Origin of the sequence: Pseudomonas sp. MWU12-3088 (assembly GCF_023242405.1) — a bacterium.
In the GTDB taxonomy this organism is placed as follows: Bacteria; Pseudomonadota; Gammaproteobacteria; order Pseudomonadales; family Pseudomonadaceae; genus Aquipseudomonas; species Aquipseudomonas kribbensis.
On the sequence record NZ_JALJEA010000001.1, the window covers coordinates 895,519 to 911,811 of the forward strand.

At 55.9% G+C, this 16,293-nt stretch carries 6 protein-coding genes; all 6 read right to left on the bottom strand.

Annotated elements, in window-relative coordinates; all coding sequences use genetic code 11:
• Positions 1-146: 146 nt before the first annotated feature.
• The 6 genes from M5B98_RS04025 to M5B98_RS04050 all read right to left on the bottom strand — a co-directional run bounded on the left by M5B98_RS04025 (position 147) and on the right by M5B98_RS04050 (position 16,128).
• Entirely contained in the window at positions 147-464 is a 318-nt protein-coding gene (locus M5B98_RS04025; RefSeq protein ID WP_248741902.1) for a hypothetical protein, read from the bottom strand.
• Positions 465-487: 23 nt separating this feature from the next.
• The gene (locus tag M5B98_RS04030) at positions 488-880 is read right to left on the bottom strand and encodes a hypothetical protein (protein ID WP_248741903.1); all 393 of its coding nucleotides are present in this window, start codon (positions 878-880) and stop codon (positions 488-490) included.
• Positions 881-1,114: 234 nt separating this feature from the next.
• A complete protein-coding gene (locus M5B98_RS04035; RefSeq protein ID WP_248741904.1) occupies positions 1,115-1,642 on the bottom strand; it encodes a hypothetical protein in 528 nt (175 codons plus the stop codon).
• A 338-nt stretch (positions 1,643-1,980) separates the two neighbouring features.
• Entirely contained in the window at positions 1,981-2,259 is a 279-nt protein-coding gene (locus M5B98_RS04040) for a DUF6966 domain-containing protein (protein WP_248741905.1), read from the bottom strand.
• 416 nt (positions 2,260-2,675) lie between these two features.
• Complete coding sequence (locus M5B98_RS04045; protein ID WP_248741906.1) at positions 2,676-3,086, bottom strand: hypothetical protein; 411 nt, start codon at positions 3,084-3,086, stop codon at positions 2,676-2,678.
• Between the two features lie 19 nt (positions 3,087-3,105).
• Positions 3,106-16,128, bottom strand: coding sequence for a hemagglutinin repeat-containing protein (locus M5B98_RS04050; protein ID WP_248741907.1), 13,023 nt, complete (start codon positions 16,126-16,128; stop codon positions 3,106-3,108).
• Positions 16,129-16,293 lie beyond the last annotated feature (165 nt).

Genomic DNA, 16,293 nt, shown 5'->3' on the forward strand with positions numbered 1-16,293 from the left:
TCTCAAGTGTCAAATTAATATTGTTTAGCTTCATTTCAGCAATCCTGAACTTATTACCTTCACCAGAGAGGAACGACCAGAAAGGAGCAGATCTATTCAATCAGATTCATCTATCGCCTTTCACTCTCCAATTCCAGCACTTCTTGTTAACGCCCATCCATAGCGCTTTTTATATAATCGATATTCTTGCCCATCCACAAAATAGAAAAGAGCAATGTTAATGGCATACCCACCCACAGAAAAAGCACATTAAAATCAGGTTCGCAAAAAAAATAGAGCAAAAACATCAGTAAAGAAACCATCACCAAGGAAATCAAAAAACACACTGACAACACCATCCCAAGCAGGCCAAAAAAAATCATCATACGAGAAACAATATTATTTCTCACCGCCTGACTCCTTATAAAAATCACACTAACATTAGAAAAGGGGACTGATTTATTAATTAAAATAAACCCGTCCACTTTTCGCACCTTTTCGCAAACACTCAGACATAATCAAGCCAATCATCCGAATTGACACCTTTGTTCTTTTCGAGAAATTCATCATGCCGAGCTTTACACTTCTCAATATTTTTCTCTTCAAGATTTATACGCACAAAACCTCTCCCTCTTTCTTCAACAAACAAAGACGTTACCGCAACCACTGTCGGCAGAACACTCTCCAAAACGCCTGAGAGTCTCGATCGATGAAAGATAAAACTTCTCCCACCGCCCAGAGGAAGAACGCTATCGGTTATGGAAAACATTATTTCAGGCTTGGATATTTCAACCTTTTCACCTTGCTCGTAATTCGCTGAATAATCATCGGGCACGAGAAAAAGCCTAAAGTCAATAATAACCAGCCACCCCTCCAGCTCGACAACATCGCCTACTTTCATGACTGCTTCCCTATGACAATAGCATTGGCGCCGCATGAGATTGCTCCATCCAGCATGCCGTGCTGAGCACCTAATGCAAATAACAAAAAGGAAACAGATTTATTTAATCACTCCCGCTAATAGTGTAAACAATCCGCATTGAATCAGGCCAAATTACCTCTGGGCTCTCACGTTTAAATTTTACCACCACCCCACCCCTTCACCGCTCTTATTTTCTTTTGCAACCACTCTCAACTATGACTGCCAGAAAGTTAGACAAACTCCATATTCATCTAGAAGATCATCGGCAATTTCAAACTGAAAGTCCTTTCCTGGAAAGCAGCCTGATAACGCGCGCTTCCAATATACAGTGAGCTGCTCGGCAAACAAATGGCAAAGACGATAATCTTCATCCGACAGCCCCACCTTGAATACCGGCCTGTCCGGCGCATCCTCCCACCTTGAAAAGAACTGATTTATTGAAAAAATATTCCTGTACCGCTCAACGTCTTTACGCAATGCACTTTGTTCCAATACACCAGTTTCAGCCTCGACCATCCCCCTCAAAGGCAATTTATGCGGATCGTATTGTTCAGCATTGGGCAGCCAGAAGACGTGACCATCGACCTCAATAAAATCAGGAGAAAGCAAACCCAGAACAGAAATTGTTTGCTCCAATGAAACGAAATTACCTGCATACGAAAAAAACTCGCCGGAACCAATTCCCGAAACAAATAGATTCAATGACTCCTTCGAAATATTGCTCTTATAAATCTTCATCATTTCAACCCCAAGCTTTCCAGAACCGACTGAGAAACGCTTTCCTCAAAGGCTTTTGTGTCATTTCCCTTCTTGGGGAAATAGGTGCCATTCGGTGCCTGGTTCCATTCGATCACTTTAATCCTAGAGGTTGACACATCGTACAGTGCACGGCCCTCAGGGCCATAGACAGCAGCATGCCCATTTCCAAGATTGGCGTAAGCAGAAAAAGGGGACCAGAAAAAGGGGACAGATTTATTTAATCAAATAAATCTGTCCCCTTTTGATTTATTGCCCCCCCTTTTCTTTGACTTGAGACCAGCTAATGGGCGCCCCATTTTTGCCCCCTTTCTTTCATCAAGTTAACTTTTTACAAGTTCATAAAGCCGCGACCTCAGCATATCAAACTCATTATTCTCTACAACTAATGCCTGACCACCGCTATAAAGAACAAGATCACTCAGAGAGCCCATCCCACCAGCCATAGATACCAACTTCGACGAGGCATACTTAGGATCGCTGTGAAAATCTTCCCGAACCCCCTCAAGAGCCGCCGCCCACCCCACCACGCGCCCACCCCCGACACCGCGAAGAAGTTCAATCATTCGTTTAAGAGTCAAATCAATATCTTTTAGGTTCATTTCAGCGGACTCAAACCGATTACTTCGACACCCTTAATTAACCAGGGTTTTTCAACTACAATCCACATACAAAGGGGGCAGATTTATTTAATCAAATAAATCTGCCCCCTTTAAATACTGACACCTATATTTTCTCCGAAATAATTTCCAACTCATCCCACAGATGGGACAGACCAATACTTCTCATATAAGTCATGTAATCCACAAATCCTGGAAACTTTATTTCGTCGATCGAGAACCACATCGCTTCGCACTCAGGGCAAATAAAAATAATCGACTTAGTCGCTTTTATCATCGCTTTGACAACGTCATCCTGCTCACATCTTGGGCAAATCATATACACCTCCATAAATATATGACCAAAAAGTAGACAGATTTATTAATCAAATAAATCTGTCTACTTTTTCACCCCATTATTACAAAGTTACTAAATCTATCTCGCCAGAATCCTTAGGACGCTGAAGAAGGCGTTTCCAGTTTTCAATGACTATGCGCCACTCAACTAATGAAAAATGACTTTCCGGCTGTCCTATCCAGTCATCGTTGACCAAAATATCCACTTGTACACCTGAGGCGTCCATATTCAGCAGCACATCATTCCCGCCTTCAATGATGGAGGTTTCCAAACCTCTTTCGATAGTTCCGATGGACTCAATAATTCGATCACAACATGCAGGGGTTTGAGCTATCGCAGTTAGCACTCCGCAGACGTACCGTTCATACCGCTCTGCTCCTGCTTGCCCCGGCAAGGTTTCAGCAGAGGCGTAATACACGTGTCCTAAAACAGGATGAGGTCCGCCGTATCTGTAGAAAAATTTTAGCTTCATTTTCTGACCTTATTTGTGGCTACGGTGTGTAAACAGGATAAGCGGTGGTTCTAGGTGTCGTGTACCCCTTGATAATAACACCTGACGGTGTAGTCGACTCCCAGCTGTCTCCTTTAACAGTCTTATGAGGACTATTCCACGCCGCGTCGACTTCACTGACTATGCGCTGCTCATCCCATGTGGCAGGAAACATTGTATGCAGGGCGCCTGGCTTGGGTATCCAGACATTTGGATCATTCTTGGAGGGCACAAGTATTCTTGCAATATAAACACCTGTTGCATCGGGTGCAGATGCCGTGCCAGGGACAATCCGCACATCGCCTTTCACCAAGCTATGACCACCTGTAGGCGTGCCATTATTTTTATAGTCCGCCCCAAGAATATGAGGATAGTCAACCGGACTGTTATACATAATACCCGGCGACAGAGGATCGACCACCGGAGAAATCGTGCTCCACCCCTCCCCATTTTCGATCGTACTACCACCAGTACTGCTCGGAGACGTAGGTTCGATGGTGTATCCGCCGGCACTCACAGGGTGGAGCACGTCCGTTTCCACAATGGGATTGGTCAGTGTTCCGAATCTAGGATCCAGCAGTTCTATAGGGAAAGACGTACCTAACGTGACCCACCAGAGCGCGGCAGCCATCCTCAGTCGCTCTTGCATTTGCAAGCCTGAGGCCTTGGTTGATTCCATGAAGGCGTTGACCGCCGTACGCATCGCCTCCTGATTTTCTGGTGAATTGGTTGCAGTCAGCAACGCAGCACCCAAAGCGATCAGGGCACCTCCAGCCACTGCAACCTGTACAAAGTTGGATTGACCTGGCACGCCGCTTTGCAAGCGCATGAGGGTCAACATCATGCTGAGCGCTGCATCCGGGTTGGTCGATGCAATTTGAGCAACTTTCTCGGCCAGAGCCTGCGTTTCTGGCGTCAAGTTCCCATTCGTCATGTTCACGAAAGCGATGCCGATCGTTTTTTTCCGTGTTGCTTCGTCTTTCAGGAGCTTCAGGAGCGCTCGAGTTACGGCGCGATCGGCGAGAACATTACTTGCTTCTCCGATGCTTTGATGCAATGCAAAGTTGTTCGTCGCAAACACCAGGTCCAACAGCGTGTTCAGCGATTCAACACTGTTCTCGCCATAATGCTCGACGCTCTTTATCCAGTCGTTGTAGGTCTTTACCGGATCCCTCACCGCGCCAATAGACGTATTGCTTGCATAGAGATCCGTGCGGTGCTCGTCATCACGAGTCACCTCATAGGCCTTGCTCACATCGCGATTCAACCCGGCCGTAGAGTCCTGGCCAGTTTCCTTGTCATGGCGAACAACGATCTCACCGGCGCCAATCGTGGCGTTAAGCACCTGCTCTCGATTCTTGGTGTAGTTGTAACCTTCGATAGCCCAGCTGTTTTTATCCGGCCCCTCCATTCCCTTGTTTGGTTTATCGGCCTGGGCGTTCCCGCCACCGCCGTAACTGCCACTGACGTTCAGGTAATAACCGTGTTCGTTGTCTTTGCCAGTGATATTCCGATAGCCGAGTGTGTCGGTATCCAGTTTCAGATTGCCGTTGTCGGCCGAAATAACTGCTCCGTCCAACTGCGTGTGATCTTCGGTGCGGATGTCGACTTTGCTTTTACCACTGATGACAGTCTGGTTTTCTACCCAGTTGGTCTTGCCAGTCGTCTGCCCATAGCCCAGCGAACCGCTCGCTGTCATGCCCAAGCTGAAAGCAAGCGTCAGGCTGGCATCCATTTCCTTGCCTTCGACTTTCCCGGTATTGGGCACGGACGTCACGGTCAGGTTGCGCCCCACATCACCCGTCACTTCATCGCCGCGCAAGGTAGCTCCGGCAATTGTGGTATCGCGACCACTTTCGAAGCTCAGCCCTTTGCCTGCATACAGGTAGGCCTCCTGCTGTTGCACACCTTCGCGCTCGAGGTTACCCAGACCCGCATTGACGGAACCGTAGAAGCCGAAACCATCCTTGCCAGCGATGACTCCACCCTCGGCCCCCCAACTGCGACGGCTGTTTTCACTGCTCGATGCATTTTGCGCCGACAGGATGTTCAGATCGTTGCCCGCTTTTAGCTTGATGTCGTGCTCGGCAATCGCCCGGGTACCAATGAGTGTCAGGTCATTTTTTGCATCCAGATTGATACTGCCGCTGGCAGTTAGCTGTGTCGCCGTCGAGTTGCCCTGATTGGATTCAGCCTTGCTCCCAGCATTGCTGACACCCGCCCCGATTTTGAATCCACCCGTCGTGCCGCCCTTGAGGCCGCCTTTACTCTGGGTCTGATTCTCCTCACTCGCCTCTGTCCCGTGAGCAACATCGAGTAGGATGTTTTTCCCGGTGATATTGATATCGCGTCCGGAATCCAACTGGCTGCCATGAACACTGACATTGTTCACCGCGTCCAGGCTGATGTCATTGCCGGCCGAAAGTGTCGAAGGGCGATTACTTACCGATGTCTGGGTATGGGTGCGTCCTGTGCTCGAGGCCCCGGCGTGACCATCAAACGTCGCCGAACCAAACTGGCTTATGGCGTCGACCGACTTCAGCACGCTTGAGCCTTTGCTGACGCCGTCCTCTCCCTTGCCAGTACCCTGGAGGGTATTGAGCGTATTGCCGATGTTGTAGGCAATCGTGGTCGTGGTGCCGTTGCGCTTCACGCTGTCCCAGGTGGTAATCGCATTGGCCTGCTCTGTCGCATCAATATTGATGTCGCGCTTGGCATTCACCTTGAGATCGATGCCGGAATGCATATCCGAACCCTGCAGGTTTAAATCACGACCTGCGTTGACCGTCAGGTTCTGTCCAGCAGAAATCGAACTACCCGCAGCGGTATGCCCGGTGCTTTCATTTCCTTTTTTGGCAGTTTCGTTACCGACGAATGTGCTGAAGCCGTTGATGTCGATGGCCTGCTTGATGCCATAGCTTTTGTTGGTTTCCCAACTACTGCTACGTTGCTCATCAACGCTGGCAACCACGTTTACATCGCGACCGGCATCAAGGTTTGCATCGTGACCGGCGTTGATGCCGCTACCGATGATGTTGATATCCCGGGTCGCTTTGAGAATGGCGTCATGACCCGCGTTGATTTCACTGCCGACGCTAGTGGAGCTGACAACCTCGCGGCCGCCCTTGTGTGAGGCATTAGCCGTGATGTCTGCACCCGCGCCTGGCGTGCCCGCGGCCAAACCGACTGCGTCCTTGAGTGAAAGGCCCAGCTTTTTCTTGAACTCTTCAGAGCGGCTGTAGGCTTCGTTGTCGGCGGAAGAAAGACTGATATCACCGGTTTTATCCAGAAGCCCGGCGTGCAACTCTGCGTTGTTGTCAGCGTTGATGACGCTGGCATTCAGGTTGATATCTCGGCCACCAATGATGACCACATCCTGGCCTGCATTGAGTTCACTGCCGATCTGGGTAACGCTGGTATTGAGCTGGCTGCTGCCCTTGGACGACAACCCGAATAGCCCGGTTTTGGTTTTCTTGGTGTAAGAACCGTTTTCCTCGGTCGCTGAAAGCACGGAGATATCATTCTTGGCCCCCAGGACAAGATCATTTCCAGCCTTCATTTGACTGCCGATGATGGCGACGTTGCGCCCACCGTCGAGGTTGACGCTGCCATCTTCGTCTTTATGAGTGTTGACTGTCAGGTCCTGACCCGCTTCGATGACTGAGGCGACGTTGGTGCTTTCGTAGCTCTCGCTCTGAGTGGTTTTGCTGCGCCCGAACGATCCGTTTTTCTTCTTGTAATAGTACGAAGAGCTTTCGTCCTTGGCTGAAGCGACCAGGATGTCCTGCTCAGCGTTCAGGCTGATGTCTTCATCGGCCTTGATCCGGCTCGCGATGATGCCCAGATCATTGCCGGCATGGATCGCAATGTCTCGCCCCGAGTTCACCACGGTCGCCTGCTGGCTGATACTGTGATTTTCCTGAGCAGACTTTTTGCTACGCGACACAAAGTCGCTCTCGTTAGCTGCGGAGGTCAGGAGAATATTCTTGCCTGCCGTCAAATCGAGATCGAGCTTCGCATCCAGACGGCTGGCAACGACAGCGATATCCCGGTCAGCCGTAATCGTCAGATCCCGCCCGGACTTCACTTCAGCCCCATGCTGGGTAATGGTCTGATTGAGGAAGTTGCTGCCCCGGCCAGTGGTGCTGCGATCCTGTACCGAGGTGATGTTGACATCGCGCCCGGCATCGAGCGTCATGTCGCGTCCGCTTTGCAGTACGCCGCCGATGTTGTTGATGTCTTTGCCGGCGTTGATCGTCAGGTCATTGGCCGCTTCGATCCGTGAGGCGTTGTCCAGTACATCGCGGTGGAACAGGTTGCCGCCCCGGTTGACATCGGTGCTGAACACGTCGCGCTGGTTGATCACGCTGCCGTTGGTGGCGGTCAGCGTGACATCCTTGCCGGAAATGATGCCGCCGGACTTGTTGATGATGTCGTTGCCGGCCTTGAGGGTCAGGCGGTCGCCGGCTTCGATCAGGCCGGTGTTGGTGAGGTTGTTGCCGGCCTCGGCCGACAGGTTGTTGGAGGCGCGCAAGGTGCCGGCGTTGTTCAGGTCGCCGCCGGCAATCAGGGTGACGTCACCGCCCTGGATCAGAGCACCATTCGGCGCCAGGCGATTGTTGGCCTGGGCCAGGTACAGCACGGGCACCAGGACTTTTTCGCCGTTCACTTCGTGTTCTTCGAGCCAGACGATGTCATGGGTCAGCGCCGCCACTTGCTCGGCGCTCAGGGTCACGCCGAGGGACAGGTTGAGCTGGTCCTTGCTGGTGATGGCGTTGTTCATCAGGTACTTGAACATCGCTTCGTCAGAGGTCTGACCGTCGATGAAACGCTGACCGGTACGGGCGACCACGGCCTGCTGCACCATGCGCTGTTCGAACAGGCCATCGCCCAGACGTTTGGCGCTGGTGTCGGGGTCGTAGCCGAGTTTGCCCAGCAGGTAATCCGAGCTCATGAACTGCTTGAGGTTGGTCAGTGCCGGGTTGGTCTCGATCAGGTATTTGTGCGGGTTGGAGCGCACGCTGGTGTCGGGCAGGCCCTGCACGCGCGGCACGTCGAAGGAGACCTGACCACGGTTGGGTGCCAGTACGCCGACCGGGCCGTCGCCGGCAACCGCGTTGACGTTGATCAGTACCGTCTTGTCGTTAAGGTTCAGCGACGGACGCGAGGCCAGTGTCAGATCACGTTTTTTCATCGAGACCGGGTCGTTCTGGTCGAACTGCAGCTGGGTGGCTGACCTGACGGGCATGCCGTCCGAGCGCTGGGTGGAACTGCCGGCGATGGTGCCGATGGTCCAGTCGCGACCCGCTACAAGTGTTTGATCACTACCATCCTTGCGGCTGAGACGGAACAGGCCGTTGTCGCCGGTTGGCAGGGTGAAACCAGGAAGAGCCAGCGGGTTGACCTGTTGTTGGGCCAGATCCGGTGGCAACTGGGAATTGATGCGGATGACCGTCGGGATCACCCCGCCACCCAGTTGAGTGGAGCCCAGGCGAGACGCCCCGCCCGCCGACGCGTTACCGTTGCGAACGACGCCGTTGTCCAGTTTGTTGGTTGCGTTGATGTAGACGGTGCCGCCCGCCTGGACTACTGCGTTGGCGTTTGCAGTCGTGCTGCTTTCAACAATGGTATCCCGGAAGAACGCGGCATTCTTGACGGCGTCAGGGGCCTCTACTCGTACACCATCGTCATAATGAGGAACTTGAAAAGTGTATTTACCGAGCTCTTCATGAATTGTGCCGAAAGCAACGTAATTATCGGACTCACCACCGGTCGCACGAGTGCGTACACGTGTCAACGACTCGACATTCTGACTGTTCCATACGTGCAGATTAGGCCTTACGAAACTCCCTTGCCCGGCAATGTAGCCAAGAGTCCCCGAGTCATAGCCCGGATCATTCGCGGCGTTGTAGTTCATGATGTCTTGCCAGAATCTCGTACCTTTTTGTGCATCAAACCAACGGGTAACGGTGTATTCGCCGACAGACGCGCCTTGGTTGGTGAAGTTCTGCACATTAAGCGTCAGATTGCTGGCCGCACTGACCACGGAGGCGTTGTTTATAAACTCGCGACCTGTGCCGGTCAGATTTCGGCCTGCCGTCAATGTGCCCGATGCCGAGTCCCGAACAATGGTTGACTTGTAGTTTTCAACCCAGACCATATGACTCGGGGAAGCATCCCCATTACTGATATCACCGAATGAAGAGCAGCTGTAACAACGGACACCAATCGCCCCGGAGATCAGCCCGCCCCCGGCAGCCACCTCAAACACATCCTTGCGGTTCTCGATATGATCCGCCGCCAGGCTAAGGTCACCGGTGCTCTCGATGGTCCCGGAAATGTTGTTGATCGAGGAGCTCCAGCCATTGCTGTCGTCCCGGGCGATGCTGATGTTGCCGATGCCATAGATGTCGGCGTAACGGTTGGTCAACGTACCGACCCGCAGGGCCATGTCATCGCCGCTGAAGATCAGCCCGTTCTGGTTCAGCAACGAATTGCTGTTGATCCGTAGCTTCCCGCCGCCGCCAAGAGTGCCGTTGTTGACCAGAGAATCGGCATTGACGGTCAGTCGATCGGCCGAGGTGATCCGTCCGAGGTTGGTCAGGCTGCCGCGACTGGTGATCGTGGACTCGGAAGCGCCGGTGATGCTGGCAGCGGCAGTCACATCTATCTGCGACGCGGTGAGCCCCATCTCTCCAACACTACTGATCCGGCCGTTGCCGTTGTAACGGCCCCCCAACTGGATATCCATCCCGCCATCACTGGCAATCAACCCGTCGTTGTACCAGTTCACCCCGCGACCCGTGAGCCGGTTCGAGGCCAGCACCTGGCCGCTGGCCGTTTGCGTGAAGTTGTTGACGTTGAGCGTCAGGCGCCCGGCCTGGATCACGCTGCTGTTGGTCCAGCTGTCGGCGTTGAGGGTCAGGCCGCCACGGGTCACCAGCGAGCCGCCGGCGTTCATGACGTTGGCGGTGGAAATGTCGAACTCACCCACACCGACGTGGGTCACTGAGCCGCCAACGTTGAGGAAGCCCGGCGCTGCCAGAGTGAAATCGGTGTTGGCGGTTTCCACCAGACCGTTGCGGTTGTCGAACTGGCTGCCGATCTGGAAATCGGTTTTACCGTTGATGCCCAGTGCACGCAGTTTGCCGCCCTGGTTGTCGAGGTTGGTGGCTCGTACGGCCAGAGTGCCGGCGCTTTCGATCAGGCCGCCACGGTTGCTCAAACCCGTCCCTGCTCCAAGGTCGATGACGCTGCCGCTGACCTGGCCGGCGTTGTTGTTCATCGAACCGGCAGCGACTTTCACCATGCCCTTGGCGTAGATCCCGCCGCCGCTGTTGTCGAGGGCATTGCTGCCCGCGTCCAGCAGGATGTCGCCGCTGTTGGCAGCAATACGGCCGCCATCGCTGTAGATACCGCCCAATGCGCGCAGGTCGAGGCGGCTGCCTTCGATCTTGCCGCCCTGCCCGTTGCGCAACACTCCGGTCAAACGGGTTTGCAGCAGACCCTTGAGGCTGGACAGCACACCGCCACGGCTGTCGAGGCTGGCGGCGGTGATGTTCAGATCGCCGGTCTGGGCGATGAGTTTGCCGCCCTGGTTGTCGATGGCGCCGATGCCGGTGTTCACGGTCATCGCGGTGAAGCTCTGGACCGCGCCTTTGCCGTTGTTCAGTGCAGCGGCGTTGATGGTCACACCGGCATCACGGCTGGAAATCAGACCATCAGCGCTGTTGTGCAGAGTGCCGTCGGCGGTGAGATCAAGTTGGCCATTGGCCGAGATCGTGCCGTGCTGGCTGTTGTTCAGATCGCCGTGGGTCAGCAGGTTCAAAAGGCTTTCGCTGATCAACTGGCCGCCACGGTTGTCGACGCTGGTCGAACGTTTGATCACCAGCGGCCCGGTGCTGCCGAGCGCGCCGTTGACGTTGGTCAGCGCGCCGAGCAGGTCGAGGGTGACGCTGTCTTTGCCGACGAGGCTGCCGCTGCTGTTGTCCAGTTGAGTGCCGGAGAAGGTCAGCGCTTTGGTGGCCGTGATCCTGCCGCCGGCGTTATTCAAGGTGGCCGCACGGATGTCGAGGGTATCGCCGCTTTCGATCAGGCCACCCGAGGCGTTGCCGATTGTGCCGCCTGTGATCGTCAGCGTCTGCTTGCCGCCACTGCTCACGATGCCGCCGGTGTTATCCAGGCTGGCAGCCTTGATGCTCACCTCGCCGACGCCGCCCAGCCCGCCTTTGCTGTGGTTAAGCAGTGCACCACTGAGGTCGATGTTCAGGTTGCCGAAAAGACTGGAGACACTGCCCTCCAGGCTATTGTCGAGGGTGTTGCCGGTAACCTTCACCCCTTTCCAGCCCGACACCAGACCGCCCTGGTTTTTCAGGTCGGGCGCGGTGAGCGCCAGTTGATCGTTGCTGATCAGGTTGCCGCCGCGATTGTCCAGGCTGTTGCCGGTCAGGCTGAAACTGTTGACGCTGGAAATTTCACCCAGTTGGTTATTCAGAGAACGCAACGTGGCGATGCTCAGCACACCTTTGCTGTTGATCACACCACTCTGGTTATTGAGATCGCGCAGGTGGGCGATGCTCAGCAGGCCTTTGCTGCTGATCAGACCGTTCTGGTTGTTCAGATCCTGTGCAGTGGTACCCAGATCGATGGACAGGCCGGCGATGCCCACCAGTTCACCGCCCTGGTTGTCCAGACCGGTGCTGTTGAGAGTCAGTTGTTGTGCAGCCTTGATGCTGCCTTTGTTGCGGTTGCTCAACAGGCCATCGACGGTCACGTCGAGATCGCTGTCACTGAGCAGGACACCGGCCTCGCTGTTGTCCAGGCTCGCCGCCCGGATCGTCAACGCAGCAGCGGCGATCTTGCCCTTAATCGAAGTCAGGGCCTTGTCGATGGTCAGGGTGAGTTTCTGGTTGCTTAAAACCTGACCGCCGCTGTTGTCCAGCGACGTGGCGACCAGATCAAAAGCCTGTTCGCTGGAAATGTCGCCGCCACGGTTGTTCACCTCGCCGAGGTTTTTCAGCAGCAACTGGCCCGGTGCGGTCACGAAACCGTCCTGGTTGTTCAGCGCGCCACCGTTCAGGTCAAGGGTCAGGTCACCGGTGCTGAAGAGCTTGCCGCCCTGCTGATCCAGACCACGCAGGTTGGCCACCAACGAACTGGCCGCGCCGAGGCTGCCGCCGGTATTGGTCACCTGACCGGCGTTCAACGACAGTTGATCGGCTGAGTAAATACTGCCCTGACTGTTGTTGAGATCCCCGGTGGTGATGCTCAGCAAGGTCTTGCTGCTGATGACGCCTTTTTGCTGGTTATCCAGCGCGCTGCTGTTGAGCGTGATTGCGGTGTCGGTGAGCAGTTCGCCGCCCCGGTTGCTGACGGCACCGCGAGTTTCGACGGTGAGGTCCTTGGCACTCGATACCTTGCCACCATTGTTGCTCAGGCTTTGGGCATTGATGGCGAGCGCGCCTTCGCTGATCAGGCTGCCCTGATCGTTGTTGAGGTCCGACGACAGCGTGATCGCCAGATCGCGTTGCGACTTCAGACGACCGCTGTTCTCCAGAGTCTGCCCGGTCAGCGTGAGCCCGGTGTCGCCGGACATCAGGCCCTTGTTATGGTTGATGACCTGGCCGACTGTCAGCGCCAGATTGCCGCCGGCGGCGATGTAACCGCTGTCGCTGTTGTCGAGCCAGGCGCCGATCAGACTTACATCGGCCTTGCTCGACAGTTCGCCGCTGCGATTGTCGAGCCGGTCGACCGTGAGTTTCAGCGCTTTTGTGGCGCCTACCAGGCCCTTCTGGCGGTTGTCCAGACGCGCCGCCGTGATCGTCAGGCCGTTATCGGCGATGACCACACCGGCCTGGTTGTCGAGCAGATCGGCGACGGTCAGATCCATTTCGCCACGGCTGCGAATTTCGCCTTCGGTGTTGTTCAGACTGGCGCTGCGGCTGTCGAGGCCGGCGGAATTGATCAGGCCTTTGATGTTGCTCAGCGCACCGTCCACGACGAGGCTGAGCTTTTCGTTGCTCAGCAGTTTGCCGCCGTCGTTATTCAGGCTTTGCGCATTCAGACTCCAGGCTTTGGCAGCGGAGATTTCACCGGCGCTGTTGCTCACCTCGGCGAGGTTTTTCAGCAGCAGTTGACCCGGAGTGTGAATGTTGCCGCGCTGGTTGTTCAGCAGCCCGTGGTTCATGTCCAGGGTCAGATCACCATTGCTGAACAGCTCGCCGCCATCCTGAACCAGCGAGGTGACGGACACGTCGAACTGCTGCTGGCTGCCGATGCGCCCGCCGGAGTTGTCCAGGTGTGCGGCTTTCAGTACAAGCGTGCCGTCGGTGGCGAGGCTGCCGTCGCGAAGGTTCTTGAACTCGCCGGTGGTCAGCGTCGAGTCAGCCTTGGCGCTGACAATGCCTTGGTCGCTGTTGTCGAGGCTGGCACTGTTGAACGTCAGGCCTTTTTGCGAGGCGATCAGACCGCCCTGGTTCAATACTGCACCGGTCGAGGTCAGCGCCATCGTCTCAAGGCTCGACAGCTTGCCCAAGCGGTTGTCGAAGCTGCCGAGGTTCAGGGTCAATCGACCTTCACTGCTGACCAGACCGCCCTGGTTGTCCAGTGCCTCCTCGAACGCCAGCTGCAAATCGGCCTGACTGACAATCCGTCCGCCGACGTTGCTGATACCAATGCCGCCCAGGGTGCTTGCGCCCTTGCTAAAGATCAGGCCGTTGGTGGCGTTGATTATCTGCCCGACCTTCAGGCCCAGGGTGGTGTCGGACAACACCTTGCCGCCTTCGCTGTTGTCCAGCCGCGCGCCGTTGACCCGCAACGCCTGCTGGCTGGAGAGCGAACCACCACGGTTGTCGATCTGCTCGACGTTCACCGTCAGATTCTTCAGCGCGCCGACCAGGCCATCCTGGCGGTTGTCGAGGCTTTTACCGGTGAGCAGCAGATTGCCTTCGGCGACCAGTTCGCCACCCTGCTGATTGAGCCTATCAATGGTTGCCTCGATATCGCCCTTGCCGGAAATCCGCCCTGCCGCGTTGGCTACGTCTTTGGCTTTCAGATTCAAAAGCCCGGTCGAAGTCAGCAGGCCACCGTCGCGATTGTCGAGTTTGCTGCCTTCGAAGGTCAGCGCTGCCTTGCTTTCGAGCCGGCCTTTGTCCCGGTTGTCCAGATTATCGACCAGTGCTTTCAGCGCCTGATCGGCGCGGATCACCCCACCACGGTTGTCGGTGTTGGCGCTGCTGACGGTCAAGTTGCCGAGGCCAGAGATTTTTCCGCCACGGTTATCCAGGCGGGTGGCCTGAACATCCATGGCACCGTTGGCCTGGATCAGGCCCTTGTTCTGGTTGTTCAATTCACCGCTGATACGAGTGGTCAGGGTGCCTTCGCTGAGCAACTGGCCTTGCTGGCTGTTGTCGAGACTCTGCGCCCGGACAGTCAGCGCGGTCTTACTACCGAGTTTCCCCTTGGTGTTGTTGATGATGCCGAGCGCGGTAAGGTCCAGCGCACGACCCGCCGTCATCACACCGGCGACGTTATCCAGCGCGGTGAGTGTCAGCACCGTATCGGTCTGGCTGCTCAGCTCACCGTTGCGGTTGATAAGTTGCCCAATAGTGCCGCCGAGATTGCCGCTGCTGTTGATCACGCCCTGGCTGTTGAGCACTGTGCCAGCGTTGAGAGTCAGGTTGGCGTTGCCCAGCACGCGACCGCTGCTGCGGTTGTCCAGCGTGCCAGCGTTGATCGCGGTGGTCTGGCCGCTGAGCGTGCCGCCCTGGTTGCTGAGGGTCTGCGCAGCGCTGACCGTCAGATTACGGCTGGCCACCAGGCCTTTGCCGGTGTTGACGATGTTTTGCGCACTCAGGCTCACATCACCATTGGCATTGCGACCGCCATCGGCATTCACGCCGGCTTCGATGGCGCCGCCGTTAGTCAGTTGCCCACCGGCGCTGAGGTTGATGCTGTCCCGGGCCGCGAGGGTTTGCTGGTTGTTCAGGTTGCCCTGGGTCTGCACGTTCAGCGCCGTACCCGCATAGACCGGACCACGCGCATCGAGGCTCGCAGCTTTGACGTTGACCGCGCCTGCGGCCGACGACACATCAACCATGCTCAATTGACCGTTGGCGTCGAGCTGGATGTCACCGCCGCTGGCAATCAGCTTGCCGTCGAGTTTCACCCCGACCCCGGCTTCGGTACCCACCAGTTTGATCGCCCCGGCATACATGCCGCCCAGTGCCGAGGAGTCGATGGCCAGTTGTGGCTTGGCACTGCCGTCATCGGCGCGGGCCGTGGCGTTGAGGTTGTCGGCGTTGACGTCGTTGCGACCGGCGATGATAGCCAGGTTTTTCGCCTGGATCTCGGCGTTGATCTTCGCGCTGCGGGTGATGATTTCGAAACGGTCTACGTTGGTAGCGTTGAGACCGGCGCCTTCGATGGCGACGGTGCCCTGATCGACCTGGAAACGATCCAGTCGGCCGCTGCCATCCAGCACCGGTTTACCGGTAGTCAGTGTGACCCGTGGCGTGTTGATGAAACCGCACCCGTTGCAACTGATGCCGTACGGGTTGGCGACGATCACTCGCGCCGACTGCCCCGCCACTTCGGTGTAACCACGCAGCTGGCTCGGGCTGCCACCGATGACTTCGTTAAGAATCGCCTGGGCCGAGCCACTGTTTTTCAGGTGTGGGTTATCAATGATGTAGCCGCCCAGTTGGGTGGACGAAGCCTGACTGGAACCGTTGTTGAGGATGACGCCCTGGGCGCTGACGTTGTATTCATGAAACTGGTTGTGCGACAGACCGCTGCCATTGGGGGTGGCGATGTTGATGATCTGCACGCCGTTGCCGGCGCGGTCGAGGGTGGTGCCGGGGTTGGCCACCACAATGCCGTCGGCCTGGGCCCACATCGGTTGCCAGAACATGACGTTGGCCAGCAAAAACGCCAGACCGCGTTTGGGCATGCCCAGAAAGTTATCGCGGTGTTTTACGGTCGCGGATGGCAGGCGAGCGAGGAAGGCGAACTGACGAACGTCCATGTAGAGGGTCTCGATGCAGCAAACAGAAATGGCAGGCAGACCGCAGGCGCAGCGCTTCCCGACGGGCATTCACAAGACGCCGGTCGACCGAGAAGTGGGTAAGGGGAAAAGTTGCCGGGGCAACCTGGATATAGCGGGATCGGTCACGGAGCAGGCCGCGACACA